We start from the raw sequence: 26723 nt of genomic DNA on the forward strand, positions 1-26723 counted from the left end.
ACCATGGCTAACATGACTGACACGGCTAACATGGCTGGCATGGCTGTTACGCCGCCGCGCCGGCGCGCCTTGTTACGCGCCGCCCACGTCACCTGCGCCGCCGGCGCCTGGCTGGCCTGCCCGGTGCTACGGGCCAAGCCGCGCCCGTACCGCATCTACATGATGCTCTACCGGGGCCAGAGTGCCGTCGAACAAGGCTTCCGCGACTACTTCGCGGTCAACGATATCGACGTAGAACTGGTCGTGCGCGACGTGGCCCAGGATATCGGCAAGGTGCCGCAGCTGGTGGCCGAAGCCCGCACGCTGCACGCGGACCTGATCTACACCTGGGGCACGCCCATCACCTTGGCCGTAGCCGGACGGGCCGGCGCCGTCGATCCCGCCGTCCACGTGACGGATATTCCCGTCGTGTTCACGATGGTGGCCTCCCCGCTCGGTTCGGGGCTGGTCACCTCGCTCGCCTCGTCGGGCCGCAACCTGACAGGGGCCTGCCACGTGGTGCCCTTGCAGCAGCAACTGAGCGCCATCCGCGCCTACCGCCGCTTTGAGCGGATCGCCGTGATCTACAATCCGGCCGAACCCAATTCGGTGCAGAACGTGGCCGAGTGGCGCGCCATGGCCGCCGCCAACGGCCTGCGGCTGCTCGAGAAGCCAGTACCGCTGGACGCCAAGGGCCAGCCCGACGCGGTCGCGCTGCCCGAATTGGTGGCCGGCCTTGCCCGCACCGGCACGCAGCTACTCTACATCGGCCCGGACAGCTTCCTGGCCGCCAACCGCAAGGCGCTGACGGCCGCCGCGCTGGCCCATCGCCTGCCGACCTTCGCCGCCACGGAAGTCTATCTGCGCGATGGCAAAGCCTTGTTCGGACTGGTATCGGGCTACGACAGCGTGGGACGGCTGACCGCCCACAAGGCGGCGCAGATCCTTGTGCACCACATGGCGCCGGCCGCCATTCCGATCGAAACGCTGGCCCGCTTTTCCTACCTCGTCAATATGGCGGTGGCCGACCAGCTCCAGTTGTACCCGCCGCTGAAGGTCATCAACTACGGGGAGCTGCTGCGATGAACCAAGACAGCCCGTTCCGCTGGCGGCCATTGCGCCAGGAGGAGGCCCGCATCGCCTGGGCACTGCACGCCCAGGTGTTCGCTGCCACGCCGGTCGGCATGGTGCGGCCGGACCAGCCGGGCCATTTTGAGCAGCACATCCAGGCACTGGGCCGGATACTGGGCTGCTTCATCGGCGACCAGCTGGTGGCCTATGGCGTGCTGGGAATGCGGTCCGAGACGGTCGCGCACCTGGCGGAGCTGCTTGCGCTGGCGCCGGCCGACCGCGCGCGCGCCTGCGTGCTGGATGGCGCGGCCTCGCTGCCACCGTGGCGCGGCCACAACCTGCACCAGGCCGCCATCGACGCGCGCGGCGAACTGGCACGGTCGCTGGGCCGCACACTGGTGTTGGCCACCGTGGCGCCGGAAAACATGCGCAGCCTGCGCGGCCTGCTGCTGCAAGGCTATGCGGTGCACGGTTACGCCACCGTCTATGGCGGCCTGCCCCGGCTGCTGATGGCGCGCGACCTGCTGCGGCCACAAAAGGAATGGCGGCTGACGCGCCAGGTGCCGGCCGCAGACCACGCCGGCCACCAGTCGGCCCTGGCCGGCGGCCTGCGCGGCTACGGTTGCCAGCAAGACGCCGCCAAGGCCTGGCATATCAGCTATGGCGAAGCACAGCCCATCGCCTGATGTTCGCCTGATGTCGGCTTGACGTTCACTGGTTGCGACGACGCCCCAGTCCCCCGCGCCGCTGCTCACGCTCACGTTGGCGCAGCACATCGATCATCACGTTGAAGGTACGGGCCAACTGGCCGATCTCGTCATCCGCCGTCACCTTGACCTGGATATTGGCACGTTCATAATCGCCTTCCTTGAGCGCATTGGCGGCAGCCGTCAAGCGCTTCACCGGGCGCACGATGCCGCGCGCGAACCACAGCGCCAGCAACAGGAACACCAGTCCCACCACGGCCACGCTGTAGAGCACATTGTCGAACAGGTGCCGCAACGGCGCTTCGAAACGGGCGCGCGATTCCGTCACGCCCACCACCCAGTCATGCCCGGCCACGGGAGCGTAGCCGGCGTATTCATCCACGCCCGTCAGCGTGGAATGGTAGCGGATGCTGCCAGTGTTACGCGTGCCGACCATGGCATGCGCCAGCGTCGGCATGTCGAGGCTCTCGATGCGCTGGCGCCGGAACCGCTGGTCGGCCACGATGCGTCCCAGCGTCTCGCCGGACAGCGGCATCAGGCTGCGGTACAGCATGCGGTCGTCGTGATACTGCACCAGCACCCCGTCGCCGTCGATCATGAGCGGCTGCCGCGAGCTCTTGGCCCGCACCTGATCCAGGATGGTCGCGATGGTCGAGCCCTTGATACGCAACACGACCACGCCGATCACGGCATGACGCGCGTCGAACACGGGATAGGCATAGTAGACGCCGGGTTTGCCTTCCGTGGAGCCCACGATCACGCCCGTCATGAAGGGATGGCCCCGCATCGCCTGCTGGAAGTACTCGCGGAACTTGAAGTTGAGGCCCGCCACACCGGGCTCGCTGGACACCAGCGCGTCGCCCTTCGCATTCATGAGGAACATCAGGTGCACGTCGGGATTGGATTTGACCACGCTGACCAGCCGCGCGTGCACGGCGTCGCGCCCCGCCGCCGCAGGTGCCCGCAGGTACTGGATGAAGACGGGATCGGTGGACAGGTAGGCGGCGAGATGGCGGCTGTCGCCCAGCAGTTGCGCCACCCGCCCGGCCGTGCTCCGGGCCAGGCTTTCCAGGTTGCGCAATTCGCTGGCCGACACCGTGGCCACGCTGGCCCGAAGGTTGTAATAGGCCGTGATGGTCATCGGCAGCAGCGCGGCCAGCACCAGCGCCAGCGTCAGCTTCACGCCCAGCGGCCAGGAAGCGGGCCGCCACACGGCGCGGCCCAGCCTGCGCATGCCTTTGGACAGGCGCCGCTGCGCCTCCAGCTCCCCCACCCGCAGCGCATCCTGCAATCCCAGGCTGCCGGCGTGGGCCGAGAACAGGCCATGAGCGAAGTCGGCCACCGTTTGCGGGCGCTGCGCGGGATCGAGCATCAGCGCCTGGTCGATCGCCGCCAGGAAGGCGTCGCTGTAGCGGCCCGCAGCCGCCTCGCGCGCGGGCACGTAGTGCGCGACCCCGTGCTGGCGTTCCGGCGCTGGCGGCGGCTTGGTGCCGGTGGCCATCCAGTATAGCGTCGCGCCCAGCGCATAGATGTCGGTCCACGGCCCCTGCGGACCGCCCTCGTACTGTTCCGGCGGAGCATAGCCGGGCGTGACCACGTCGGCCGCCGCCTGCGCGCCGCCGGCCGTCTGGCGCGCGGCCCCAAAGTCGAGCAGCACCAGGCTGCCGTCCTCCTTACGCACGTAGATGTTATCGGGCTTGATGTCGCGATGCAGATAACCCGATTCGTGCACCAGCGCCAGTCCATCGAACAGCGGGTGCAGCAATGACAGCAACTGCGCTTCGGGCATCGCCTTGCGCTTTTCCCACCACTGCTTGAGCGGCTTGCCCCGCTCGTATTCGAGCACCATGTAGGCGGTGCGATGGGCTTCGAAAAAGCGCGCCACCCGCACGATATTCGGATGGCGGAACGTGGCCAGCGTGCGCGCCTCGACCAGGAAGCTTTCCAGCCCGCTCAGGTAGAAATCGTTGTCCTCGGCCCAGCGCGGCGACACGGAATGGTCCGACGCGCGCGTGGCATAGTCACCGGGCAGGTATTCCTTGATCGCCACCTTGGCGTTCAGGTTGACGTCCGTGGCCAGGTAGGTGATGCCAAAACCGCCCTGCCCCAGCACGGCGTCGATGCGGTACTCGAATAGCTGGAAACCGGGACTGAGCGCCAGCGGCAGTTCTTCGCCCGGCGCGGCGCGGGCCGGCGGCGGCGCGGCCGGCAGCACGCTGCGCGGCGGCGCCGAGGGCGCGATGGACGGGACGCCAGCATCGGTGACGCTGCGCGTTGCCGCCAACGACATGCTAGATCCTGCTCCCGGCGCACTGGCAGCGACGCGGGTGGCGTCATCGGCAGGCGCAGATGTGGCGACGCGAGTGGCATCATCGGCTGGCGCGACCGGCGCGGCGTGCGGCACGTGGGTCACGTCATCGGCAGGCGTAATCGACGCGGCGGGCGCGATGCGGGTCGCATCATCGTCTCCCGGCTCAACGGAAGCCAGCCTGGTAACTTGCTCATCGCGCAGCGGCTGGGCTGCGCCGCCGCCCAGCTGCGCCTCCAGCGCCGCCAACTGGCTTTGGGCGCTACGGGCCGCCTCCGCGTGGACTTCGCGCAACCGCCGCTCAAGCGTCACCACCGTCTCCAGCGCTACCACCCGGCGCGCCAGCTCGGCCTCGCGCGCGGCGCCGCCGGCATCGCCGCTGGCATCATCAGGCTGGGGACGATCGTCACTACGGTCCATGCGACTCCACATTTTTTTTGGGGAATATACATCGAACTAATGCATGGCTCATGCTAGCATGGGATACTTCCCCATTGGCGAAAAGTCATCTTCGCGGTTGCGCTTTTTTCTGGCCAGGAGACACCTTGGATAACTGGAAACAATTATCGCCATCCGTGCCGCACCACCTCGATTTCGGCGTGGCGTTCGGCCTGACCGACATCGGCACTGTGCGCGAATCGAACCAGGACAATTTCTTCATCGCGCCCGACCTGGGCCTGGTGATGGTGGCCGACGGCATGGGCGGCCACAACGGCGGCGAGATCGCCAGCGCCGACGCGCTCAACCTGGTCTACAACTTCGTGCGCGCCGCCCACAACGCGCCGGCCACGCCGCCGGGCAGCGAAACCACGGTGCCCATGTTCCGCGCCACGCCGTTCGATCCGGCCCTGGCCGACCCGGACGCGACCTGGTCCGACGCCGCCATGAAGGCCATGATCACGCTGCACGATGCGGTGGAATACGCCAACAACCGCATGTACCAGACCAACCTGGCCAACGACCGCGCCGACGGCAGCGGCATGGGCACCACCCTGACGGGCCTGTGGCAACTGCCGCCCGATGGCCCCATGTTCATCTTCCACGTCGGCGACAGCCGCCTGTACCGTTTCCGCCAGGGCCGCATGGAACAACTGACGCGCGACCAGACCCTGTACCAACAAGCGCTGGACGCAGGCGCCCAGGCGCTGCTCCCGCCGCGCAACCTGCTGCTGCAAGCGCTGGGACCGGCGCCGGAACTGGTGCCAGAACTGCAGTCGCAGGTGATGATGCCGGGCGATGTCTATCTGCTGTGCAGCGACGGCCTGTATGGCGAATCGGCGCCGGGCAGCATTGAAACCATCCTGGCCAGCGCCACCGCCGACAACCTGGACGCCTGCTGCGCCGCGCTGGTGGAGATGGCCAAGCGTGACGGCAGCCGCGACAACATCACGGCCTTGCTGGTCAAGTGCACGGGCTGACGGGGTCGGGCCAGATCCCGGCCAGCATGCCGCCAAACTGCTCCGGCGAGGGCAAGCCCCGGCACATCAGCAGTGAAGGCGCCACTTCCGCCGAACCCTCCGTCCACCACAGGCTATGGCCGCGCAATGCGGCCGCCGCGATCTGCGGCGCCAGCGCGGCCAGCGCGTCAAACGAAGCGACATCAAGGCGCCAGGCGGCGCTCCCCTGCGCACCGGCCAGCTGACCGGCCAGCGGCGCGTCCGGTAATGGCGCCAGTGCCTGCACGGCGTTGTCGAAACGCTCAAACACGAAGCCCTCCTGCAGCGTCGACAGGGCCAGCGCCTCGGCCTGCGCGTACCAGTCCTGGCCCGTGGTCAGCCAGTCCAGCAGGGCCGCCCCGCCGGGCGCCCCGGCCGCGATGGTCAGCGGAAAATGGCGCCCCACCCGGTCCACGCTGGGCATCAGCACCCCGGCCCAAGCATGGTCATCGCAGGCGCCGGGCGCAAGGGCAAAGCGCCACACGGGGCTGGTCAGGTAGACGTCGAGCCAGCGGGTACCCAACTGTTCGCGGCTGGCCTGCAATCCCGCCTGCAACCACGCATCCCACAAGCCCACCAGCGCCGGCGGCAGCCGGCGCGACACGAAATCACCGTTCGAGACCACCTTGCCGAAGAATCCGGCCGTGGTGCTGAACGTAGCGGGAAGCTGGGCCCCGGCGGCGGCAGTCACATCATCCATGGCCATGCCCCGTTATTTACGGATCGCCCAGAACTCCATCTGCAAGCCCGGGAATTCACCCGCCACGTGCATGGCAAATCCGGCCGACGTGGAGAGCTGCTGCCAGTATTCGCTGTTGCGGTCCAATTCAAAATAGGTGAAGCCTGCGTGGAACGGCAACTGGCGCGGCGCCACGGGCAGCGGTCGCAGCGCAATGCCGGGCAGCTGCAGATTGACCAGGTCGCGGATCTTCTCCACCGACCCGATCTTGACCTGGCGCGGGAAGGTGGAACGTATGGTCTCCGGCGGCACCTGGGCATTCACCACCAGCACGAAGGTGGACGACTTCACCAGTTCCGGGTCGCGCAGCACGGCCACGCGGATGCCGAACTGGCGCTCCTCCAGCGGGATGGGGACGGCGTGGGTGTCGAGCACCATCGACAGCGCCTCGCGCAAATCGTCGATCACAGGCTGGAAGCTTTCGCGCAACTGATCGTGGCGGTAGACGGGATACTGCTGCGCGCGTTTGTTGACGGGACTGAAGGTGGCCAGTTCCCCGGCCAGTTGCACGGCCTCGCGGAAGAAGTCCTCCGGGTGCAGTCCCGTCATCGTGGCCAGATGGCCGAACAGCGGTTCGCTGCGGTTGATCAGTTGCAGCAGCAGGAAGTCCGCGATTTCCGCCGCGCCGGCCGCGCCGGGCTGCGACAGGCGGTTGCCCAGCGCGTCGCCGCGTTGGTGCAGCAGGCCCACCAGCTCATCAGCGAATGCGCCCAACCGCGCCGCCACCCGCAAGTCCAGGCATGGCGGGCAGTATTCCGGGTCCAGCACCAGACGGTTGTCGGGCCGGCGCTCGATCACGCGCGCCACGCCAAGGCAGGCGTAGGCGTTGGCCACTTCCGGCTCCAGCGCCAGCCGCAGGCGCAGCCGGCCCACTTGCATCAGCGCGCTGTTGTCGATGCCGTTGCTGTCCCACGCCTCGTGGTCCACCGTGCCGTAGCGGGCGTAGTTGTCGGGCGCGGGGCTGTTGCCCGTCTCAGCGATGCCCGGCCGGCGCACGGGCAGCGCCAGCACCACCATCACGTTGCGCGCATCCTCGGGAATGTCGAGCGGCAGCGGCAGGTCGTCGTCGGCCGGCAGCGTGAACGGCGTCCCGTCCGGCAGCACGGCGTGGCAGGACAACAGGGCCAGCTTACCCAGCGCCAGCTGCTGCTCGTCGATGCGCAGCGAGGAGAAGCCCCAGGCGTAGGGCCGCAGCCGCGCCACGCGCGCTTCGAGCTGGGTTTGCAGATAACGGTCGTGCTGCTGCAGATGCTGCGGCTGCAGCAGCATCCCTTCGGACCAGATGACTTTACGGTTCCATGACATGGCGTCTCGCTTCGGCAAATTGTTCGGGTGGTTCAGTTCTTGTGCTGCAGCCTTGCTATCTGTTCCTCGTACGCGGCGGCGAATTTGTCGCCGAACAGGCGCTGGAAGTCGTCATCCGCCTCGCGCGTTATGGCGCCGTACTGCTCGACCATGCGGTCCCACATGCGGGCCTTGCGGCTGGCGCTCATCATCTTGTCCATCACCCCGGCCGGCTCCATGGTCGCCTCCACGCGGGCCGGGTCGAAGCGCGCCAGCACGCCCGCCAGCGCCGCCCGCATGCCGGCAATCACGGCCAGCTCGTGCGACTTGAGATCATCGAAAGCGCTGGCGACGGCTTTCACAGGCGGCATGTAGCCGCCCACGGAGCCGGCCAGCATCTGGGTCAGCGCCATATCGGCATCGGGGAAGAATTTGAGTGGATTGTTGGCCTGCGCACCCAGCACCGTCACCTCCAGCCGCGATTCGCGCTTGGTCATGGCGCGCGCCAGCAGCACGGCCATGGTGCCGGACATGGCCTCGCGCAGCATGGCGCCCACCAGTTCGGCCGTCTCGGCCGCCGCCCGCGATGGCGTGATGTCGGGCACACCGAGGCCGCGCAGCAACGCCTGCAATACCTGCTGGTCCGCACCGGCGGGAGCGGTGGAGGCGGCCACAGGATCCGCTGGTGCAAATGCCGCGGGCGTGGGCGCTTGCGTGGGTGCTTGCGCGTGTGTGGGTGCGGTCGCAGCGATCGGCGCGGGGGCGGCGTACACCGGCTGCGCCTCAACCGGCATCAGTAGAGGCGCAGTTGCAGCCGGCGCAGGTTCGACAGACGCGGATAGCGTATTTGAAACGGGGTCGACAGCCATTGGCGGCGCCTGGACGTGGACGTGCACTTCCACCGCTTCCTGCATCGGCACCTGCACCTGCACCGTAACGGGCGCGGGTGCGAGTGCCATTGGCGCCGCCGGCACAACCACGGGTGGCGGTGCATACACCGTCTCCGTCTCCACCGCCACGCGGGGCGGAACGAACGATGCCAGCGGGTCGAAATCTTCCGGGATCAGCGCCACCGGCGGCGGGACGGGCGCGGCCGGCGCGGCGACGGGCGCGGGTGCCGGCACCATCACACCCGGCATGGGCACGAACTGGGGCGCCACGTGGTCCGGCTCCGAGCCCCGGAATGCCGATGCGGGCAGATTGGCGGCCCTGCTACGGCCGCCATGCTGGATATTCAGGCCCAGCGGGTCATCGGCCGACGGCGCCACGATGGGATCGAAGCTGCCCGTCGCCTCCAGTATCCGCGCGCCGGCCAGCGTGTCGTGCCACGGCTCGTCGCCAAAGGCCGGTGCGCGCGCGCCGGGCGCCGCCGGCTGCGCCTGGAACGGCAAGGCATCGGAGGTCTCGGGCTGGAACACGGGAATGGCGGGCGGCGCGCTTTCATCCACTTCGGCCACCAGCACGTAGTCGCCGATCAGCAGCACGTCGCCCTGGCGCAGGCGCACGCTTTTGCCCAGCCCTACCGGCGCGTCGTTGACCCAGGTCGGATTGCTGCCCATATCGGTCAGCACGAAATGGCCATCGACGTAATCGACCTTGCTGTGGTTGCGGGAGATGTACTTGCCCGGGTCCGGCAATTCCAGGTCGTTGCCGGCGGCGCGGCCGATGGTGCCGCCCAGCCGGTCGAAGGTGCGCGCGACGGGCAGCGCCGGCGCTTGCTTTTGGTAGGTCTGGATCCGCAGGGTCAGTGGCATCGGCTTGATCGTCTTGCTCAGTTAATCCTCAGTTAATCTTCACCAGCGCGCCTTCGATGGTCATGATGGCGCCCGATTTTATCTGCATCATGGCGCCCGCCTTGATGGTGGTGTTGGCATCCGATTCGACCATGATCTCAGGCGACTTGACAGTGATCTTGGCCGGTTCGATCTTGATGCTGCTGCTGCCGACCTTCAGTTCGATCGAGGTGGTGGCTTCGATTACGATGGTCTTGGAGACGGTCACCTTCTGGTCGCCCGTGATGTCCTCGGTCTGGTTGCCCTTCACCTCCAGCTTCTGGTCGCCCGTGATCTTCACGGTCTGGTTACCGCCCACTTCCAGGCTCTGGTCGTTCTTGATGGAGATGGTCTGGTCGCCCTTGTCGGCCTTCTCGAAGCCCACCTTGAGCGTGTCGTTGTTCTTCACTACCCGGTTGAAGTCCTTCTCGGCCTGAATGAAGATCTCTTCCGAATCCTTCTTGTCCTCAAAGCGGATCTCATTGAAACCGCCGCCGCCCTTGGAGCTGTTGCTCTTGATGGTGGACTGGGTCTGGTTGGCCGGCAGTTCATACGGCGGCATGGCGTCGCTGTTGTAGACGCAGCCGGTCACCAGCGGCCGGTCCGGGTCGCCCTCCAGGAAACTGACGATCACCTCCATGCCGATGCGCGGCAAGAACATGGCGCCCCAGCCCTTCCCGGCCCAGCCCTGCGCCACGCGCACCCAGCACGAACTGTTCTCGTCCTCCTTGCCGTCGCGGTCCCAGTGGAACTGCAGCTTGACGCGGCCATACTTGTCGGTCCAGATCTCCTCGCCCGATTTACCCACCACCATCGCCGTCTGCGGTCCCCGCACCACGGGCTTGTCGTAGTACTGCGGCGCGCGGTAGCTGTGCTCCTTGCCGATGGCTGTGAACTGGCATTGCATGTCGGCCGGCGTGCTGCCGCCCGTGCTGTAGTCGTCGCCCACCAGTTCGTAGCGGGCCGAGGTGACCAGGTACTCGCGATTGAGGTCGCTGCGCGGATGCTCCTTGAGCGCGAACAGCCCGCCCGGGTACAGGCCGCGCGCATTGGTATCGGCGACGATCTCCTCGCACTGCCCGTGCAGCGCCTCCATGCGCCCGCGCGCCAGCGCCGTGCCATTGCTGGCCACCGTGTAGCCGCCCGGATAATCGTACATCTCGTAGGCCGCCTGCGAAAAGGCGGCCGCGATGGTGGACTTCACGCGCAAGCCGCCGCTGTTGCTGGAAGCGGTCTTCTCGAAGTCGAAATCATTGAGCTCATAGCTGCTGGACTGGATGGTGCCGGCGGCCTCCCAGCCATACACGGCTTCCTGGTCGATGATGCGCCGTGCAGTCTCGCCCGAATACTCCACCGTTTCATAGCCGGGGATGGTCGCATGGGCGCCGTAGGAATCGGCCAGCACCATGGTGTGCTTGCTTTCCTCGTGCTTGAAGTAGAAATAGATACCAGCCGTTTCCAACAACCGGCACACAAACTGGAAGTCCGTCTCGCGGTACTGCACGCAGTAAGGCAGCGCCTCGTAGGTGCCGCTCAGCGAACCCGCGTCCAGTTCCACCAGACCACCGTAGGCCGCGTCACCGCACACGGCCTTGACGATGTCGACCACCGACTTGTCCTGGAAGATGCGGCAGTTCGAGGAGCGCGTCAGCAGCCATAGCCAGGGATGGACCACGGCCTCGTAACGGCACATGGAGCCGTGCCAGCCGCAACTGGCGAAGCGCGTCACCACGCCGCCGAAATGGCGCTTGCCGCCGGCCGGCAGGTCCAGGTGTATCCCCATCGGCTTGCCCAGCACGTCGGCGATCTTGATGTCGGACCGGGTGCTGAGCAGCTGCACCCGGTATTCGGACAGGCGGCCCAGCTGCTCCGTGCCGCTCATGCGGTCGAACAACAGCACATCGGCGCCCAGTTCAGTACTCACATCCACTTCGCGGTTGGCTTGGGTGATCGGCATGGCGGCGTCTCTGGCTGGGGAGTGGAGTCGGAATCTTCGTGGTGGTGGTCGGGGTCGAAGCCGGGTCGGCTCAGGGTATCATGGTCTTGGTGGTGCCGGGGTTGCTGAATGTGATCACGCCGCCCCAGTTGCACATGCACTGAGAGACGTTGTCGAGCGCCGGCATATTGGCGATCAACACGGTCGGCGCGCCCGCCACCCACGGGGCGGCCGTAGCCGGAATGCAGGGCATGGGCGTGAGCACCCCCAACGCGGCGGCCGTGGCGGCGGCCACGGTGGGATTGGCCAGCGAACTGCACACGCCAAACGGCATGATGTTGACCAGCGGGATATGGTCCATGATGTTGGCCGCCGGCGGCCCTTCGGCCAGCACCTTGTTTGTGGGCAACACCACCAACGACGACGGCGCCGCCCCGAAGGTACAGGTCATCATCGCTCCCATCGACACTTGATTGGGCATCGCATCCTCCGGTTGTTGCTGCGGGCGAATTTCTGTGGTCTATTATGACCGATAAAACTGTAAGAAAGGAAAGCTTTTAGGGTAAGCTGGCGTACGAAAGCCAGGCCGCGCGTGGCGCACGCACGACGCGAGCCGACACCAGGACGATGTACTTGAGGAGGCTGACATGGCAGGATCACTGATCTTCGAATTCCAGCTTGAATTGCCCGAGCACGATGCGGAACCGGTGGCGCCGGGCCAGCCCATGCGTTTGCTGGTGCTGGGCGACTTTTCCGGCCGTGCGCCCGATACGCCCCTGGCCCGGCGCCCGATCCACCGTCTCGACCTCGATCATTTCGACCAGGTGATGGCCCGCTGCGCGCCCGCCCTGGACCTGACGCTGGACGGTGCGCCCGCCACCGTGCGCTTCACCTGCCTGGACGACTTCCATCCCGACCAGTTATACCAGCAAGCCGAGACCTTCCAGCCGCTGCGCAACCAGCGCCAGCGCCTCAGTTGCCCCACCAGTTTCGCAGCGGCCGCCGCCCAGATGCAGGCCCCAACCACGCCGGCCCCCTCCCCCGCGCCCGCGCCCGCGCAGGCCGATGGTGGTGATTTCGCCAGCCTGCTCGGTGGCGCCGTCCGTCCCGCCGCGCCCCGAAGCGACATCGACGCCCTGGTCAAGGCACTGGTGGGCGCGGTGCCCGGCACCGATACCCGCCAGTCCAGCTACCTGGCGGCGGCCGACAGCGTGATCGGCGCGCGCATGCGCGAACTGCTCCACACGCCCGCGTTCCAGCGGCTGGAAGCGGCATGGCGCAGCGTCCACAAGCTGGTCACGGAACTGGAGCTGGACAGCGGGCTGGAACTGTACCTGGTCGATATCAGCAAGGACGAACTGGCGGCCGACCTGAAGTCCGCCGGCGCCCAGCTCCAGCAGAGCGCCCTGTATCAGCTGCTGGTGGAGCGGCCGCGCCAGTCGCCCGATGGCGCGCCCTGGTCCATCCTGGTCGGCGATTACCGCTTCGACGCCGGCGAGGAAGACGTGCAATCGCTGTCGGCGCTGGCCGCCCTGGCCAGCCAGGCCGGCGCGCCGCTGCTGGCCGGCGCCCACGACAGCGTGCTCGGATGCGCCCAACTGGCCAGCACGCCCGATCCGGACGACTGGACCGCGCCGGAAGCGGCGGCCAGCGAACGGTGGCAGGCATTGCGCGCCAGCCCGCACGCCGGCTGGCTGGCGCTGGCGGTGCCCCGCATGCTGCTGCGCCTGCCCTACGGCAAACTGACGGACCGCATCGACCACTTCAATTTCGAAGAGGCGGACGGCCAGCTCGATCACGACCACTACCTGTGGGGCAATGCCGCGTTCGGCCTGGCCCTGCTGCTGGGCCAGGCGTTCAACGCCGAAGGCTGGGACATGGACCCGGGCGGCCAGCTCGAACTGGACGACCTGCCAGCCCACACCTTCCGGCGCGATGGCGAAGCGCACATGCAGGCCTGCGCCGAAACCTGGCTGTCCGACCGCGCGGCGGAAGCCGTGCTGCGCCTGGGCCTGATGCCACTGCGTAGCCTGCGCGACCGCAACGCGGCCCGCTTCCAACGCTGCCAGTCGTTGGCGCAGCCGCCGCAGGCGCTGTGCGGGCCCTGGCAAAGATAAGTTACAAAAAATCGCACCATGCCACGCCACCGGCCGCCACGGGACATGCTACCGTAGCCGCTTTTTGCGCAACCGGACAACACATGGAACCATTGGATATCGTCGACTCCCAGAAGGACACCCCGGCCGCCGGCAAGCTCAATGCCGCCGTCGCCATCACGGTGGCGCTGCTGGCCACCTTCATGGGCATCTGCAAGGTCAAGGACGACAACATCAACCAGGCCATGCAGCAAGCCCAGGCCAACCGGGTCGACCACTGGAACTACTACCAGGCCCGCAACCTGCGCGAGGAAGTGGCGCGCGCCACGGTCACCCAGCTCAAGCTGGCCGCCGTGGGCCGCCCGGCCGCCGAGCAGGCGGGCTACCAGGACGCCATCACGCAATACCAGACGCTGGCGACCGAACAGTCCACCAAAAAGGCCGAGGCCAAGGCGTCGGCCGAACAGGACCAGAAGGACTACGACGCCCTCAACTTCCGCGACGACCAGTTCGACCTGTCCGACACCCTGCTGGCCATCGCCATCTCGCTGCTCGCCATCACCGCCCTCACGCAGCAGCGCGGCCTGTATCTCGCCGCACTGGTGCCCACCGGCTTCGGCGTGCTGATGGGGCTTGCCGGCCTGGCCGGCTGGCCCATCCACCCCAACGGCCTGATCGCCCTGCTGTCCTAGCCACCCTTTCCAGGAGCCCGCATGCCCAAGTCGTCCCGCCCCACGCCCCGTCACTCGCGCCGGCCATCGCAGCAAATCAGCCTGGCCGACGCCTTCCAGCTGGCCATGACGGTGCACCGGCGCGGCCAACCGGGGCTGGCCGCGCGCCACTACCGCGCCATCCTGCAGGTGGCGCCGGGCCATGTGGACGCGCTGCACTACCTGGGCGTGACCCAGCACCAACTGGGCCAACGCGACGACGCGCTGCGCCTGATCGCCCGCGCGCTGGAGCTGGCGCCCGACTACGTGGATGCGCGCAACAACCTGGGCAACGTGCAAAAGGAGTGCGGACACTATGCAGACGCCGAACTGTCCTATCGCAAGGTGATCGACGCGCGCCCCGATTTCGCCCAGGCCCACAACAACCTGGGCGTCGTGCTCAAGGAACAGGGCCGCCATGATGAAGCCATCGCCGCCTACCGGCAAGCCGTGGCGCTGGCGCCCGGCTTTGTGGAGGCCTGGACCAATCTGGGCCACGTCCTGAAGAAGACCGGCGCGCAGGAGGAAGCCCTGAGCGCCTACCGGGAAGCCATCCTGCTCAAGCCGGACGACGGCCGTATGCTGCACAGCCTGGGCCGCGCGCTGGTGGCCTACGGGCGCGACGCCGAAGCGCTGGAAGTCTACCGCCGCTGGCAGGAACGGGAGCCGGACAATCCGGTGGTGGCCCACATGGTGGCCGCCTGCCAAGGCGCCAGCGCACCGGCGCGCGCCTCCGACGCGTTCGTGCAGACCACCTTCAACCGCTTCGCCGACAGTTTCGACCAGGTGCTGGCGCGGCTGGAATACCGCGCCCCGGCCCTGTGCGCGCAACTGGTGGCCGCCCAGGCCGACGCGCCGGCGCGCCAGCTGGACGTGCTCGACGCCGGCTGCGGCACTGGCCTGTGCGGCCCGCTGCTGCGCCCTTATGCGCGCGTGCTGCATGGCGTCGACCTGGCCGGGGCCATGCTGGAGAAGGCCGCCCTGCGCGGCGATTACGACACCCTGGACGAGGCCGAGCTGACGGCCTGGCTCGCCCAGCATCCGGCCGCCTACGACCTGATCGTCTCGGCCGACACCTTGTGCTATTTCGGCGCCCTGCAGGAAGTGCTGGCGGCGGCACGGCTGGCATTGCGGGCCGGCGGGCTGCTGGTGTTCACCGTCGAACAAGGCTCGGACGACGACACGCCGGAAGGTTACCGTTTGCACGGGCACGGCCGCTACAGCCATACGGAGCGGCACGTGCGCGCAGCGCTGGAAGCGGCCGGCTTGACACTGACGGCACTCGATCCGGTGACGCTGCGGCTGGAAGCGGGCAAACCCGTGGCGGGCCTGCTGGTGGCGGCGCGCGCGCCGGCTACGGAAACCGCCGGCTAACCGGCCATCACCCGGTTGCGGCCGGCCCGCTTGGCCGCATACATGGCCGCGTCGCCGGCCACGATCAGTTCCAACATATCGTAGCCATGCTGGTCGGAGCACACCACGCCCATACTGGCCGTGTAGCGCACGGTATGGCCGGCCACCTCCACCGGCTCCGCCTCGACCCTGGCCCGCAGCCGCTCGGCCACGCGCAGCGCGTCGTCCCGGTTGACGCCATCGAGCAGCATCACGAACTCCTCGCCGCCGTACCGGGCCAGCAGATCGAGCGGCCGCAGTTCCGCCTTGATCTGGCGCGTCAGGTGGCGCAGCACGGCGTCGCCGACCGGATGGCCCCAGGTATCGTTGATGTCCTTGAAATGGTCGGCGTCGAGCATGATCACGGACAGGCTGCGGCCGGCCCGCAAGGTACGCTGGGCCACGCGCCGCCCCTGCGCCTCCAGGCCCGCGCGGTTCAGCGCCCCGGTCAGGCTGTCGACCCACGACAGGTTGCGCAAGCGTTCGGCGTAGCGCCGCATCACCATCAGGATCAGGCCAAAGGCGATGCTGACCTGGGCCAGCGGCACGATCAGCATCACCACGCCCTGCACCAGCAACGCGCGCTGCTCGTCCTGCCCGTGTTGCAGCAGGTAGACGCCGCGCACGCCCAGCGCCAGTCCCAGCGTGACGAAGCCGGCGACGGCGGCGCTCACGGCGCGCCAGTCCGCCTGCCGCGCCAGCGTGGCAGCGCACAGGAAGTTCATCAGCGCAAAGTAGAAGCCGGTCGCGCTCAGGCGCCAGTTCGCGCTGGGCACCACGTAGGTAAAGAAGAGCGCAGAAAGCAAGGCGCCGGCCACGATGGCGCCTATCCAGCGCCAGCCCAGGGTCGCGTCACAGAACTGGCGCAGGCCGCGCAACACCAGCCCCATGCCCAGCGCCAGCACCCCGTAGCCCAGCACCGCGTGCAGCACGGCCGGCCCGCTTTCGAGGCTGCTCATGGCCAAGCCGACGGATGACACCACGTTGCCCAGGGCCCACCAGCGCTGCTCGTTGGCGCCCTCCGAATACAGGGCGGCCATGGCCAACAGCACCGTCGTCAGCACGGTGATGCAGATCTGGACCAGCAAGAGCGTGTCGTAATTGAGCACGTTGTATCCCATGGGCGCTTGCTGTCAATGTAACGCAGCGGCGTGGCAGTGGCAATCGCCGCACCTGTCGCGCCGTCACAAAATGCCACGGGGCCGGGCGAAAAAAGAGGCTCCCCGGGGGAGCCTCTTTCTGCGGCACGGAGGTACGCCACAATCATGTGGCGCGGTCTGGTGCCCTACTCGAAGGCGTAGGCGAATTCCCCATCCGGCGCCGTCACCTGCACCCGTTCGATCTGGCCGCCCTCCATCATGCGCGTCAGGAAGGCGCGGCTGATATCGGGCAGCATGGTGTTGGTGAGGATGGCGTCGATCATGCGCCCGCCCGATTCGCCTTCGGTGCAACGCGACACCACCAGTTTGACCACGTCGTCGCTGTACTCGAACGGGATCTTGTAGCGCGCCTCGACCCGCTTCTTGATGCGGTCCAGCTGCAGGCGCACGATCCGCCCCAGCATCTGGTCCGACAGCGGATAGTAAGGAATCGTCACCAGCCGCCCCAGCAGCGCCGGCGGGAACACCTTGAGCATCGGCTCGCGCAGGGCCTTGGCCATGCCTTCCGGGTCGGGCATCAGGTCCGGGTCCTTGCACAGGCCCGCGATCAGGTCCGTGCCGGCGTTGGTGGTGAGGATGATCAGCGTGTTCTTGAAGTCGATGAAGCGGCCCTCGCCATCCTCCATGAAGCCCTTGTCGAACACCTGGAAGAACATCTCGTGCACGTCCGGGTGGGCTTTCTCCACCTCGTCGAGCAGCACCACGGAATACGGTTTGCGCCGCACGGCCTCGGTCAGCACGCCGCCCTCGCCGTAGCCCACGTATCCAGGTGGCGCGCCCTTGAGCGTGGACACCGTGTGCGCCTCCTGGAATTCGCTCATGTTGATGGTAATCAGATTCTGCTCCCCGCCATACAAGGCCTCGGCCAGCGCCAGCGCCGTCTCCGTCTTGCCGACGCCGGAGGTCCCGGCCAGCATGAACACGCCGATCGGCTTGCTGGGGTTGTCCAGCCCCGCGCGCGAGGTCTGGATACGCTTGGCGATCATCTCCATCGCGTGGTCCTGGCCGATCACGCGCTGGCCCAGCAGATCGGCCACCTTGAGCACCGTCTCCATCTCGTTGCGGGCCATACGGCCGACAGGGATGCCGGTCCAGTCGCCCACCACGGCCGCCACGGCCTGGTAATCGACGGTGGGCAGGATCAGCGGCGTCTCGCCCTGCAGTTCTGTCAGCTGGTTCTGCACCGCGTGCAGCTGCTCCATCAGGGCCGCGCGCTCGGCCGGGTCCAGCACCGGGGCCACCGCTTCGGCCGCCTCCTCCAGCTGGCTGCCCGTGCCTTCCACCGGATGCACGCCGTCGCGCAGGCGCGCGCGCAGGGCCAGCAACTGGTCGACCAGCTGGCGCTCCGCGTTCCAGCGCTCCTCCAGCGCCGTCAGGCGCGCCTGTTCGCTGTCGAGCAGCACGTGGGCTTCCGCCTCGCGCTTGCCGATATCGACGCCGATCGCCTTTTCACGGGCGATGATGCCCAGTTCCGTCTCCAGCGCCTCGATGCGCTTGCGGCAGTCGTCCACCTCGGCCGGCGTCGCGTGCAGACTCACGGCCACGCGGGCGCAGGCCGTGTCCAGCAGGCTCACCGACTTGTCGGGCAACTGGCGGGCCGGGATGTAGCGGTGCGACAGTTTGACGGCCGCCTCCAGCGCCTCGTCCAGGATCTGCACCTTGTGGTGCGCCTCCATGGTGGAGGCCACGCCGCGCATCATCAGGATGGCCCGTTCCTCGCCCGGCTCATCGACCTGCACGGTCTGGAAGCGCCGCGTCAGCGCCGGGTCCTTCTCGATATGCTTCTTGTATTCGGCGAAGGTGGTGGCGCCGATGGTGCGCAGCGTGCCGCGCGCCAGCGCCGGCTTGAGCAGGTTGGCCGCGTCGCCGGTGCCGGCCGCGCCGCCCGCACCCACCAGCGTGTGGGTCTCGTCGATGAACAGGATGATGGGCTTGGGGCTGCCCTGCACTTCATCGATCACGGAGCGCAGCCGCTGCTCGAATTCGCCCTTCATGCTGGCCCCGGCCTGCAGCAGGCCCACATCCAGCGCCAGCAACTGCACCTCCTTCAGGCTGGGCGGCACGTCGCCGCGCGCGATGCGCTGGGCGAAGCCTTCCACCACGGCCGTCTTGCCCACGCCGGCCTCGCCCACCAGGATGGGATTGTTCTGGCGTCGCCGCATCAGGATATCGACCACCTGGCGGATCTCGTCGTCGCGCCCGACGATGGGGTCCATCTTGCCGCCGCGCGCCTGGGCCGTCAGGTCGACCGTGAATTTCTTCAGCGCCTCCTGCTTGCCCATGGCCGCCGGCGCGATGGCGCCGGACGCTTCACCGGGCGCCGCCCCGGCCTCGCCGGACGCCTGGAAGCCGTCCGTGGCGCCCATGATGGCCTCGGGCGATTCCTTGAGCAAGGTGCCGAAGCGCTCGCACAAGTCCTCCACCTTGACCCGCTCGAACTGGCGCGACAGGCCATACAGCGCGTTGCGCAGGCTGGCCGTCTTGAGCATGCCCACCACCAGGTGGCCGGAACGGATCTGCGATTCGCCGAACATGAGGGTGCTGTAGACCCAGGCCCGCTCCACCGCTTCCTCCAGTTGCGACGACAGGTCGGTGACGGAGGTCGAGCCGCGCGGCAGCCGGTCCAGCGCCGCCGTCAGGTCGCGCGCCAGGCCCGCCGGGTCCAGCTCGTACTGGCGGATGATGCGCGCCAGGTCCGAATCCTGCAGCTGCAATATCTGATGGACCCAGTGCGCCAGTTCCACATAGGGATTGCCACGCAGCTTACAGAACACGGTGCTGCTTTCAATGGCCCGGTAGCACAGGGGATTGAGTTTGCCGAACAGGGCAACGCGACTGATTTCTGCCATGATGATGTCCTATAGGTAGGCACTGGGGTTGATGAGCAGATCGTCCGGATCGCGCGTGGCCGGCCCGCTCATGGGCCAGGTACTCCAGCCCAATCGCGCGCCCGCCTCGCCACCACCCAGCCGCAGGGGCGGAATGTCGCCCTTGTCCAGGATCAGGCGCACGTCCCAGTCCAGTGCGCCGCCCACGTAATTGCGTACCCATGCCAGCAGCCGCTTCATGCTGTCGCCGCCGGGCAGCATGCGCCGGTAGTCCGTGTAATTCAACGGCCCGATCACGATGCGGAACTTGTTCTGGCTGTCCCACACCTTGCTGCCCAGGACCGTGGACACGCCCAGCCGGTTGCCTTCACCGAGCCCGCCCGGCCCGCCCAGGCGCGACTGCACCTCCGGCGGCAAACGCATCCAGTGGCCCACGAACTGCTCGACCCGCACCGGCAGCCGGAAATATTCGCGCAAAATCGACACCAGCCCCGACGCCGGCCGCGCGTTGTTGGCCAGCAGGCCGGCGAAATGGAGCTTGGCGAAGTCGCCCACGGCATCGCGCTCGCGCAGGCCCGGGGCGCCGATGCCAAACAGGCTGCCCACGAATTCAGCAAAGCGGTCCGTCTCCGGCCGGTCCAGGTTGAGCGCCGGTTCGGCCTGTGCCCTGGCCCGGTAGAACAAGGACAGCAGGCGGTGGTGGAATACATCGAGAAAAGCGAGCAAGGTGCCGTCGCCGCCGTTGCGCAGGCGGTCGCGCGTGTATTCGGTCAGGTGCAGCGGCAGCGGGCCGTTGGCGCCCAGCAGGCCGAAGAAATTGACGGCCAGCCGCGCCCGCGCCTCGCCGCTGGCGCGCGTGAAGCGCCCCAGCGCGGTCGGATGGAAGCACAGCGACGGGTCCTGGCCGAAGCGCACGGCGTCGTCGCGCGGGCGCAGCGAGGTGCCGATGCGCGGCTGCTCCGGGTGGGCCGCCTCGATCAGCCGCAGCACCTGGAAGAAATCCATGCGGGCCGAATGGGCCTCCAGCTGCAGTTCGACCGCTACAGGATCGCGCATACGCCCCCCGCCGCCGGCCAGCGCATGATGTCACCGCGCGCCAGCGTCCTGACGACGGTCTCGGTGAACGAGTTGATGGACACGTACTGCCCGAAGAAGTGGCTGAGCACCGCGCCCAGCAGGAAGGCGCCCGTGCCTTCGAAGGCCGCGTCGTCCAGCGTCACGGTGACCTGCAGGCCGCGCCCGAAGGTGATGGGGCCGGGCGACGGCATGCGCCGCGTGACCGGCGTGGTGGTGATGGAGCGCACGCCCTCGACCTGGCGCTGGGCATTGAGGTCGCCCGCGTGGCAATACAGCGCCAGCATCTCGCGCAGCGCCACGGCGCCCTGCTGCGGATCGCTGTCGGCCAGCGACAGGTAGTTGAGCGACAGGTGGTTGAGCAGGCGCCACGTCACGCTGCCCTCGGCGAACGACGGATGGGGCGCGCTGGGGCCGGCCACGCAGCGCACGGCCGTCACGGGCGCGCCGGAATCGAGGATGAAGTCGGTCTTGCCGACCCCGATCGGCATCGACAGCGGCAGGTCGCGGTTGGTGCACCACACGGACAGGCCGAGCTGGCGCAGGTCGCTGCGGTACGGCGCCTCGGCAGCGTCCACGATGGTGAGGTACATCTCGCTGCCGATGTAGCTGGAGCGCGGCCCCACGCGACGCTGGCGCTGCGAGATCGTGCGCTGTTCGCGCCGCACCTGGTAGAAGGCGCGGTCCTGGTGCAGGCTGCCGATGTCGCGCGCCGTGTAGAAGGCGCGGAAGGTCTGCTCCGCCTCCGGCCCGGTGCCGTAGCCCGTCACCTCCTCGATCTGGTAGACCTCGTAATCCATGGGGCGGGTGCGGTCCACCAGCACGTGGTGCTCCAGCTGCTCGCCCGAGACGTTGATGCGGTCGGCCCGGCGCAGGAACAGATTCACGGCGGGCGTGCAGTTGAGCGCGAAGTTGGACGCGTCGAGCACCTGCTCCAGGTGCGGGTCGGCCCGGTTCAACAGGATCACTACTTCGCACTCCTCGCCGCCGCAACGCGCCAGGGCCTGGCGCAAGCCTTGCAGCCGCAGGAACTGGAAGCGCTGCGGGAAGGCGAAATACTCCTGCAGCAGCCGGTAGCCCTGGAAGGTGCGCTTGCCCGTGGGGAGCAGCGCCTCGTCCTCGCTGAACCCCATCGGCGCCAGCACGGACTTGGGCAGCAGCGTGTGGGTACGCCCCGCCCCGCGCTGCGCCTGCGGCGGTTGCACCAGCACCCCCTCCACGCAGGCCAGCAGCTTTTCGTAGATCCGCACCGGCATGTCGTCGCTGCCGCGCAGGTGCAGCACCAGGCTGTCCATGGCCAGTTCCTCGAACGGCACGCCGCCGCTGGTGCGCAACCGCAGCCGCAGCCCGGCCTTGACGGCGGCCGGCAATTGCAGCTCGCTGCCGGCCTGCACCCCGCTGTGGGTGTAGAACTTGGCTTCGGCCAGTTCCACCGGCCACAGCGTCACGTCATGCCCGGTGCGGTATTCGCAGGCCGTGGTGTCGCCCTTGCCCAGCACGCTGCGCAGGGCGCTGCCGCGCGGGACCAGGAAGCCTTGCTTGAGACTGGGATTGCTCAGATCGGGCTGCAACTGCACCACCGTCATCGACGGCGTGGGCGCCAGGAAGTGGGGATAGACCAGCTCCGAAAGGTGCTGGGTGAAGCGCGGGAATTCCGCGTCCAGCTTCATCTGCACGCGCGCCGTGAGGAAGCTGAAGCCCTCCAGCAGCCGCTCCACGTAGGGGTCGGCACATTCAAAGCCTTCCAGGCCCAGCCGCCCGGCCACCTTCGGATACTCGCGCGCGAACTCGCCGCCCACCTCGCGCAGGTGCTGCAGCTCCTGGCTGTAGTAACGCAGGAAACGGGGATTCATCGCGGCGCTCCCATTTCGCTGAGGCGGATGGCGGCCCGGTCCAGGTCCAGTTCGGTCTTCAGGTACAGCCGTTCCGGGTAGGGCTGGGCCCACATGTCGGCTTCAATCTCAAACATCACCTTGTTGGTGCTGGACTGCGAGGCGTTGGCGCGCACCACCACCGAGGCGCGCAGCAGGCGCGGCTCGAAGTCCCAGATGGCCTGGCGGATGCCGCGCTCCAGGTCGGACAGGTTCAGGCCGGCGACGGACAGGCCGGAAATGTCGGGCATGCCGTAGTTGACGACGGAGCTGGCCACGTGCGGCAGGCCGCCGCCCTCCGTCACGGAAAACAGGTTGGTCGCGTTGAGCAGCCAGCCCAGGTCGCGCAGCACGCTCTCGCGCAGCGTGCGCACGGACAGCACGCGCCGCTCGCGCGACTCGACCGTCTTGTCGGGTTCATCGTCCGTCAGGCGATCCAGCAGCGAGGGCTGCAAGCGTTCACGGGGCGCCAGTTCAGCCATGCTCGCCGTCCGCCTGGCCCTGGCTTCCGCCCTCGTCATTGCCCTCGAAGGCGATGGTGCGCACGTCCATCAGCGCGTATTCGCCGGCGTCGGTGGCCAGCAGGCGCTGGCCCAGGCCGTAGCCGCACAGCGGGCCCTGTTCGGCCCACTCGGTGCGCCGCGCCAGCAGCAATGCATCGTCGGCGCCGGCGCGGGTATCGACGTAGCGGGTCGGAATCAGGCCGACGGTCGACGCGCCATTGGCCCAGGTGAAGCGGGCCGGCGTCCACACGGCGTCGCGCAGGTCAGCCGGCGCGTCGCATTCGATGCGGCTGATGCGCTGGAACGGAATCCAGAAGTAGCGGCCATTGACAATGGCTTCGAGCACGGGGCCCAGGCGCTGGTCGGCGTCGGCCAGCCAGGCAAACGGGGCGCCGTTGATGGCGCCGGCGCCGGCCGGCGCGTCCTCGAAGGCGCGCGCGCGGGCATCGGCGGCGCGCTGGTACTGGCCTTCGCCATCGAGCCGCAGCGCCTCGATCAGCAGCGCCAGCCAGGCGGGCGGCTCGCCAAACACGAGCGGCGCCCGCTTGCCGGCGAAAATCTCGCCGCGCAGGGCCTCGCACTGGATGGCCTCGCGGTAGGTTTGCGCCATCGGCAGCGCGGCCGCATCCAGCTCGGCGGCCACGTTCAACTGCGTCAGCGCGCGGTTCCACTGGCCCATCACGGCCAGCAGCTGGAACAGGAAAATCCGGTACTTCGCGTTCGATGCGTCCTTGCGCACCTGGTCCTGCAAGGCCGCCAGCGCGGCGTCGAGCTTGCCCTCGGCGATCAGCTGTTGCGCATCCATATCCGTGCTCTCCCCCGGCCCGTGGCGATGCGGTCTGTCGCGGGAACGGGGCCGGCGCTGCCGCCCCCGCGCAACCGTCTTTTACTTGGTGATGTTGCCGGCGATATCGTAGTGGAACTCGCCGCCGGACGCCGTCACGCCCTTCTCGTTCTGCAGGAAGTACTCGAATTTCACTTCCGCGAAGTTGAGCGAGATGTTCTCCGTCAGCCGGTCCTCGCCGCCGCTGCCGCCGGTGGACACGGACGTCACCAGCACGTTGGTGAGCGTGATCTCCAGGTATTTCTGCTGGCCCTCGCCGGCCTTACGCACCAGCAGCTTGGCCGTGGGGATGTGGGAGCCCTTGGCCAGTGCGCTCAGCAGCGCGGGCGAGGCCTTGTCCAGGTACTTGGTGATCGAGATGTCCTGGAAGTTGGCCTTGCCGGCGCCGCCGCCGCCACCCATGTGGAAGGAACCGGAATTGCTGGCGCCCCAGCTCCAGGCCAGCACGTCGATGTCGCCCGCTTCCTTCTGGGCCGAATCCTTGGTTTCGCCTTTGATGGTGGCGCCTAAATTGAGGAACATGTCTACAGCCATTTTGCTCTCCTTGTATGGCCGGCGTGGCCGGCACGGGTTGGAACTGACAATGCCGGGCGGCGAACCGCCCGGCGCGACTGCCTGCGATGAAGATGGTGCGGCGTGATACGGCGTCAGGCGCCTTTACCGGACGGCAGCTTGGACACCAGCCGCAGCGACACCGTCAGCCCTTCGAGCTGATAGTGGGGCCGCAGGAAGAACTTGGAGGTGTAATAGCCCGGATTGCCCTCGACCTCCTCCAGCTGCACCTCGGCCGCCGCCAGCGGCTTGCGGGCCTTGGTGCCTTCGCTGGAGTTGGCCGGGTCGCCGTCCACGTACTTGTTGATCCAGTTGCTGAGCCAGCGCTCCATCTCGTCGCGGCCCTTGAACGAGCCGATCTTGTCGCGCACGATGCACTTGAGGTAGTGCGCGAAGCGGCAGGTGGCGAACAAATAAGGCAGGCGCGCTGCCAGGTTGGCGTTGGCGGTGGCGTCCGGATCGTCGTATTCGGCCGGCTTGTGCAGCGACTGGGCGCCGATGAAGGCGGCGAAGTCCGTGTTCTTCTTGTGCACCAGCGGCATGAAGCCGTTGGCCGCCAGCTCGGCCTCGCGGCGGTCGGAGATGGCGATCTCGGTCGGGCACTGCATGGCCACGCCGCCGTCATCGGTCGGGAAGCTGTGCACCGGCAGGCCCTCGACGGCGCCGCCGGACTCGATGCCGCGGATGCGCGAGCACCAGCCGTATTCCTTGAACGAGCGGTTGATGTTGACGGCCATGGCGTAGGCCGCGTTGGCCCACGTGTAGTTCTTGCTGCCGGGGGCCGAGGTGTCCTCCTCGAAGTCGAAGGCCTCGACCGGGTCGGTCTTGGCGCCGTAGGGCTGGCGCGCCAGGAAGCGCGGCATGGCCAGGCCCACGTAGCGCGCATCCTCGGACTCGCGGAACGAGCGCCAGGCGGCGTGCTCCGGGGTCTGGAAGATCTTGGTCAGGTCGCGCGGGTTGGACAGCTCCTGCCACGACTCCATCAGCATCACGGAGGGCGCGGCGGCCGAGATGAACGGCGCGTGGGCGGCGGCGGCCACCTTGGCCATCGACGACAGCAGCTCGACGTCGGGCGCCGTGTTGTCGAAATAGTAGTCGGCCACGATGGAGCCGAACGGTTCGCCGCCGAACTGGCCGTACTCTTCCTCGTACATCTTCTTGAAGATCGGGCTCTGGTCCCAGGCCGTGCCCTTGTACTTCTTGAGCGTCTTGCCCAGGTCGTTCTTGGAGATGTTCATCACGCGGATCTTGAGCATCTCGTCCGTTTCCGTGTTGTTGACGAGGTAGTGCAAGCCGCGCCACGCCCCTTCGAGCTGCTGGAACTCGGGCGTGTGCAGGATCAGGTTGATCTGCTCGGTGAGCTTCTTGTCCAGTTGCGCGATCAGGCTTTCGATGGTGCCCAGCACGTCGCCCGACACCACGTTGGCCCCCACCAGCGCCTGTTCGGCCAGGGTGCGCACGGCGTTTTCCACCGCCTCCTTGGCTTTGTCCGATTGGGGTTTGAATTCCTTCTGCAGCAGGCTGCTGAAATCGCTCATTTCGAGCGTGCCGGTCGCGCCTTGCTGCAATTCCGCTGTAGTCTCAGCCATGTTGTTCCTCCTCGTGGTCTTTATTCTTGGGGCTTGGGCGCGGCCGTCAGGGCCTGCATCAAGGTCGGTTCGGCCAGCAGCTTGGCGATCAGTTCCTCGGCCCCGGTCTTGCCGTCCATGTAAGTGAGCAGGTTGGACAGCTGGCCGCGCGCCTCCAGCAGCTTGTTGAGCGAGCCGACCTTGCGCGCGATGGCGGCCGGGGTGAAGTCGTCCATGCTCTCGAACGTCATGTCCACGCTCAGGTTGCCCTCGCCCGTGAGCGTGTTGGGCACCTGCACGGCCACCCGCGGCTTCATGGACTTGAGGCGCTCGTCGAAGTTGTCGACGTCGATTTCGAGGAACTTGCGGTCCGCCACCGGCGCCAGCGGATCGGCCGGCTGGCCCGACAGGTCGGCCAATACGCCCATCACGAAGGGCAGTTGCACGGCTTTTTCGGCGCCGTAGACCTCGACGTCGTATTCGATCTGCACGCGCGGCGCGCGGTTGCGCGCGATGAATTTCTGGCTACTTTCTTTGCCCACGATAGACTCCTCCACGTTGATAAACACTGCCCGCATTGCTAACCAACTGTGCCGGCGCCGCAGCGGGCGCCGGCCACCTGCCCTCCTGCTACGATTCCGGTGTATCGCGCGGCCCGCTCACCACCAGCAACTGGGCAATGCCGTCGGGCGCCAGGTCTTCCAGCACTTCGAAGAAATTCTTGGGCACCAGCCGCCTGGCGCGGCCCAGCAGCAACGGCACCGGGCTGGCCGGCTCGTTCTGGGCGTAGTATTTGATGATTTTGTCGAGCATGCGCACGACATCGGCGCGGCTGGTGATCTCGCCGCTGATGGCGGCCGGCGCGGCGGCGGCACGGGGCGCGCCATCGGCCG

21 protein-coding genes and 1 pseudogene are annotated in these 26723 nt (G+C 67.7%); 6 read left to right on the plus strand and 16 right to left on the minus strand.

Features of this window, described 5'->3' with window-relative positions:
• The first annotated feature begins 12 nt into the window (after positions 1-12).
• Together H3H37_RS15435 and H3H37_RS15440 are read left to right on the plus strand one after the other, a co-directional pair.
• Complete coding sequence (locus H3H37_RS15435) at positions 13-1065, plus strand: ABC transporter substrate-binding protein (RefSeq protein ID WP_182164004.1); 1053 nt, start codon at positions 13-15, stop codon at positions 1063-1065.
• Positions 1062-1736: a hypothetical protein gene (locus H3H37_RS15440; protein WP_182164006.1), complete on the plus strand. Its 675-nt coding sequence runs from the start codon at positions 1062-1064 to the stop codon at positions 1734-1736. Before H3H37_RS15435 ends, H3H37_RS15440 begins: the two co-directional genes overlap by 4 nt.
• 25 nt (positions 1737-1761) lie before the next feature.
• Here H3H37_RS15440 and H3H37_RS15445 read toward each other — a convergent pair whose 3' ends face one another.
• Positions 1762-4485, minus strand: coding sequence for a serine/threonine protein kinase (locus H3H37_RS15445; protein WP_182164008.1), 2724 nt, complete (start codon positions 4483-4485; stop codon positions 1762-1764).
• A 125-nt stretch (positions 4486-4610) separates the two neighbouring features.
• Between H3H37_RS15445 and H3H37_RS15450 the strand changes: the two genes are divergently transcribed.
• The gene (locus H3H37_RS15450; RefSeq protein WP_220456450.1) at positions 4611-5483 is read left to right on the plus strand and encodes a PP2C family protein-serine/threonine phosphatase; all 873 of its coding nucleotides are present in this window, start codon (positions 4611-4613) and stop codon (positions 5481-5483) included.
• Here the strand turns inward: H3H37_RS15450 and tagF are convergent.
• The 5 genes from tagF to H3H37_RS15475 all read right to left on the minus strand — a co-directional run bounded on the left by tagF (position 5467) and on the right by H3H37_RS15475 (position 11713).
• A complete protein-coding gene (gene tagF / locus H3H37_RS15455; protein ID WP_182164012.1) occupies positions 5467-6201 on the minus strand; it encodes a type VI secretion system-associated protein TagF in 735 nt (244 codons plus the stop codon). The two genes, H3H37_RS15450 and tagF, sit on opposite strands and share 17 nt — an antisense overlap.
• Before the next feature lie 12 nt (positions 6202-6213).
• A complete protein-coding gene (gene tssK / locus H3H37_RS15460) occupies positions 6214-7545 on the minus strand; it encodes a type VI secretion system baseplate subunit TssK (protein WP_182164014.1) in 1332 nt (443 codons plus the stop codon).
• Between the two features lie 32 nt (positions 7546-7577).
• Complete coding sequence (gene tagH / locus H3H37_RS15465; protein WP_182164016.1) at positions 7578-9278, minus strand: type VI secretion system-associated FHA domain protein TagH; 1701 nt, start codon at positions 9276-9278, stop codon at positions 7578-7580.
• A gap of 28 nt (positions 9279-9306) precedes the next feature.
• Complete coding sequence (locus H3H37_RS15470) at positions 9307-11253, minus strand: type VI secretion system Vgr family protein (protein WP_182164018.1); 1947 nt, start codon at positions 11251-11253, stop codon at positions 9307-9309.
• Between the two features lie 70 nt (positions 11254-11323).
• Positions 11324-11713: a DUF4280 domain-containing protein gene (locus H3H37_RS15475; protein ID WP_182164020.1), complete on the minus strand. Its 390-nt coding sequence runs from the start codon at positions 11711-11713 to the stop codon at positions 11324-11326.
• Between the two features lie 166 nt (positions 11714-11879).
• Here H3H37_RS15475 and H3H37_RS15480 point away from each other — a divergent pair, with 166 nt between their 5' ends.
• From H3H37_RS15480 to H3H37_RS15490, 3 genes are all read left to right on the plus strand, one after another.
• Complete coding sequence (locus tag H3H37_RS15480) at positions 11880-13349, plus strand: type VI secretion system contractile sheath domain-containing protein (RefSeq protein ID WP_182164022.1); 1470 nt, start codon at positions 11880-11882, stop codon at positions 13347-13349.
• A gap of 83 nt (positions 13350-13432) precedes the next feature.
• A complete protein-coding gene (locus H3H37_RS15485) occupies positions 13433-14020 on the plus strand; it encodes a DUF4337 domain-containing protein (RefSeq protein WP_182164024.1) in 588 nt (195 codons plus the stop codon).
• 21 nt (positions 14021-14041) lie between these two features.
• Positions 14042-15412 carry a tetratricopeptide repeat protein gene (locus H3H37_RS15490; RefSeq protein WP_182164026.1) on the plus strand — a complete coding sequence of 457 codons (1371 nt, stop codon included), beginning with the start codon at positions 14042-14044 and terminating at the stop codon, positions 15410-15412.
• Here the strand turns inward: H3H37_RS15490 and H3H37_RS15495 are convergent.
• From H3H37_RS15495 to H3H37_RS15540, 10 genes and pseudogenes are all read right to left on the minus strand, one after another.
• Positions 15409-16551 carry a GGDEF domain-containing protein gene (locus tag H3H37_RS15495; RefSeq protein ID WP_229218861.1) on the minus strand — a complete coding sequence of 381 codons (1143 nt, stop codon included), beginning with the start codon at positions 16549-16551 and terminating at the stop codon, positions 15409-15411. The genes H3H37_RS15490 and H3H37_RS15495 overlap by 4 nt on opposite strands.
• Before the next feature lie 164 nt (positions 16552-16715).
• A complete protein-coding gene (gene tssH, locus H3H37_RS15500) occupies positions 16716-19439 on the minus strand; it encodes a type VI secretion system ATPase TssH (protein WP_182164028.1) in 2724 nt (907 codons plus the stop codon).
• Between the two features lie 9 nt (positions 19440-19448).
• Positions 19449-20474, minus strand: coding sequence for a type VI secretion system baseplate subunit TssG (tssG, locus tag H3H37_RS15505; RefSeq protein WP_182164030.1), 1026 nt, complete (start codon positions 20472-20474; stop codon positions 19449-19451).
• Positions 20459-22345 (minus strand): type VI secretion system baseplate subunit TssF, encoded by a 1887-nt coding sequence (tssF, locus tag H3H37_RS15510; RefSeq protein WP_182164032.1) that lies wholly within the window; start codon positions 22343-22345, stop codon positions 20459-20461. Before tssF ends, tssG begins: the two co-directional genes overlap by 16 nt.
• Positions 22342-22845: a type VI secretion system baseplate subunit TssE gene (tssE, locus tag H3H37_RS15515; protein ID WP_182164034.1), complete on the minus strand. Its 504-nt coding sequence runs from the start codon at positions 22843-22845 to the stop codon at positions 22342-22344. Before tssE ends, tssF begins: the two co-directional genes overlap by 4 nt.
• Entirely contained in the window at positions 22838-23671 is an 834-nt protein-coding gene (locus H3H37_RS15520) for a type VI secretion system accessory protein TagJ (RefSeq protein WP_182164036.1), read from the minus strand. Before H3H37_RS15520 ends, tssE begins: the two co-directional genes overlap by 8 nt.
• Before the next feature lie 81 nt (positions 23672-23752).
• Complete coding sequence (locus tag H3H37_RS15525; protein WP_182164038.1) at positions 23753-24244, minus strand: Hcp family type VI secretion system effector; 492 nt, start codon at positions 24242-24244, stop codon at positions 23753-23755.
• Between the two features lie 113 nt (positions 24245-24357).
• Positions 24358-25851, minus strand: a complete 1494-nt coding sequence (gene tssC / locus H3H37_RS15530; RefSeq protein ID WP_182164040.1) for a type VI secretion system contractile sheath large subunit — start codon at positions 25849-25851, stop codon at positions 24358-24360.
• A gap of 20 nt (positions 25852-25871) precedes the next feature.
• Positions 25872-26372 (minus strand): type VI secretion system contractile sheath small subunit, encoded by a 501-nt coding sequence (gene tssB, locus H3H37_RS15535; protein ID WP_182153339.1) that lies wholly within the window; start codon positions 26370-26372, stop codon positions 25872-25874.
• A gap of 88 nt (positions 26373-26460) precedes the next feature.
• A pseudogene (locus tag H3H37_RS15540) lies at positions 26461-26723 on the minus strand (type VI secretion system protein TssA); the annotation flags it as partial.

Source organism: Rugamonas brunnea (assembly GCF_014042345.1).
GTDB classification, from domain to species: Bacteria; Pseudomonadota; Gammaproteobacteria; order Burkholderiales; family Burkholderiaceae_D; genus Rugamonas; species Rugamonas brunnea.

What these genes read in the sequence shown, in the direction of transcription:
- H3H37_RS15480 (WP_182164022.1), top strand. Translation starts at nt 11,880, where the DNA reads ATGGCAGGATCACTGATCTTCGAATTCCAGCTTGAATTGCCCGAGCAC.
- H3H37_RS15520 (WP_182164036.1), bottom strand. Translation starts at nt 23,671, where the DNA reads ATGGATGCGCAACAGCTGATCGCCGAGGGCAAGCTCGACGCCGCGCTG.
- tagF (WP_182164012.1), bottom strand. Translation starts at nt 6,201, where the DNA reads ATGGATGATGTGACTGCCGCCGCCGGGGCCCAGCTTCCCGCTACGTTC.
- tssF (WP_182164032.1), bottom strand. Translation starts at nt 22,345, where the DNA reads ATGAATCCCCGTTTCCTGCGTTACTACAGCCAGGAGCTGCAGCACCTG.
- tssG (WP_182164030.1), bottom strand. Translation starts at nt 20,474, where the DNA reads ATGCGCGATCCTGTAGCGGTCGAACTGCAGCTGGAGGCCCATTCGGCC.
- H3H37_RS15475 (WP_182164020.1), bottom strand. Translation starts at nt 11,713, where the DNA reads ATGCCCAATCAAGTGTCGATGGGAGCGATGATGACCTGTACCTTCGGG.
- tssE (WP_182164034.1), bottom strand. Translation starts at nt 22,845, where the DNA reads ATGGCTGAACTGGCGCCCCGTGAACGCTTGCAGCCCTCGCTGCTGGAT.
- H3H37_RS15490 (WP_182164026.1), top strand. Translation starts at nt 14,042, where the DNA reads ATGCCCAAGTCGTCCCGCCCCACGCCCCGTCACTCGCGCCGGCCATCG.
- H3H37_RS15485 (WP_182164024.1), top strand. Translation starts at nt 13,433, where the DNA reads ATGGAACCATTGGATATCGTCGACTCCCAGAAGGACACCCCGGCCGCC.
- tssK (WP_182164014.1), bottom strand. Translation starts at nt 7,545, where the DNA reads ATGTCATGGAACCGTAAAGTCATCTGGTCCGAAGGGATGCTGCTGCAG.
- tssH (WP_182164028.1), bottom strand. Translation starts at nt 19,439, where the DNA reads ATGGCAGAAATCAGTCGCGTTGCCCTGTTCGGCAAACTCAATCCCCTG.
- tssC (WP_182164040.1), bottom strand. Translation starts at nt 25,851, where the DNA reads ATGGCTGAGACTACAGCGGAATTGCAGCAAGGCGCGACCGGCACGCTC.
- H3H37_RS15445 (WP_182164008.1), bottom strand. Translation starts at nt 4,485, where the DNA reads ATGGACCGTAGTGACGATCGTCCCCAGCCTGATGATGCCAGCGGCGAT.
- H3H37_RS15495 (WP_229218861.1), bottom strand. Translation starts at nt 16,551, where the DNA reads ATGGGATACAACGTGCTCAATTACGACACGCTCTTGCTGGTCCAGATC.
- H3H37_RS15470 (WP_182164018.1), bottom strand. Translation starts at nt 11,253, where the DNA reads ATGCCGATCACCCAAGCCAACCGCGAAGTGGATGTGAGTACTGAACTG.
- H3H37_RS15435 (WP_182164004.1), top strand. Translation starts at nt 13, where the DNA reads ATGACTGACACGGCTAACATGGCTGGCATGGCTGTTACGCCGCCGCGC.
- tagH (WP_182164016.1), bottom strand. Translation starts at nt 9,278, where the DNA reads ATGCCACTGACCCTGCGGATCCAGACCTACCAAAAGCAAGCGCCGGCG.
- H3H37_RS15440 (WP_182164006.1), top strand. Translation starts at nt 1,062, where the DNA reads ATGAACCAAGACAGCCCGTTCCGCTGGCGGCCATTGCGCCAGGAGGAG.
- H3H37_RS15525 (WP_182164038.1), bottom strand. Translation starts at nt 24,244, where the DNA reads ATGGCTGTAGACATGTTCCTCAATTTAGGCGCCACCATCAAAGGCGAA.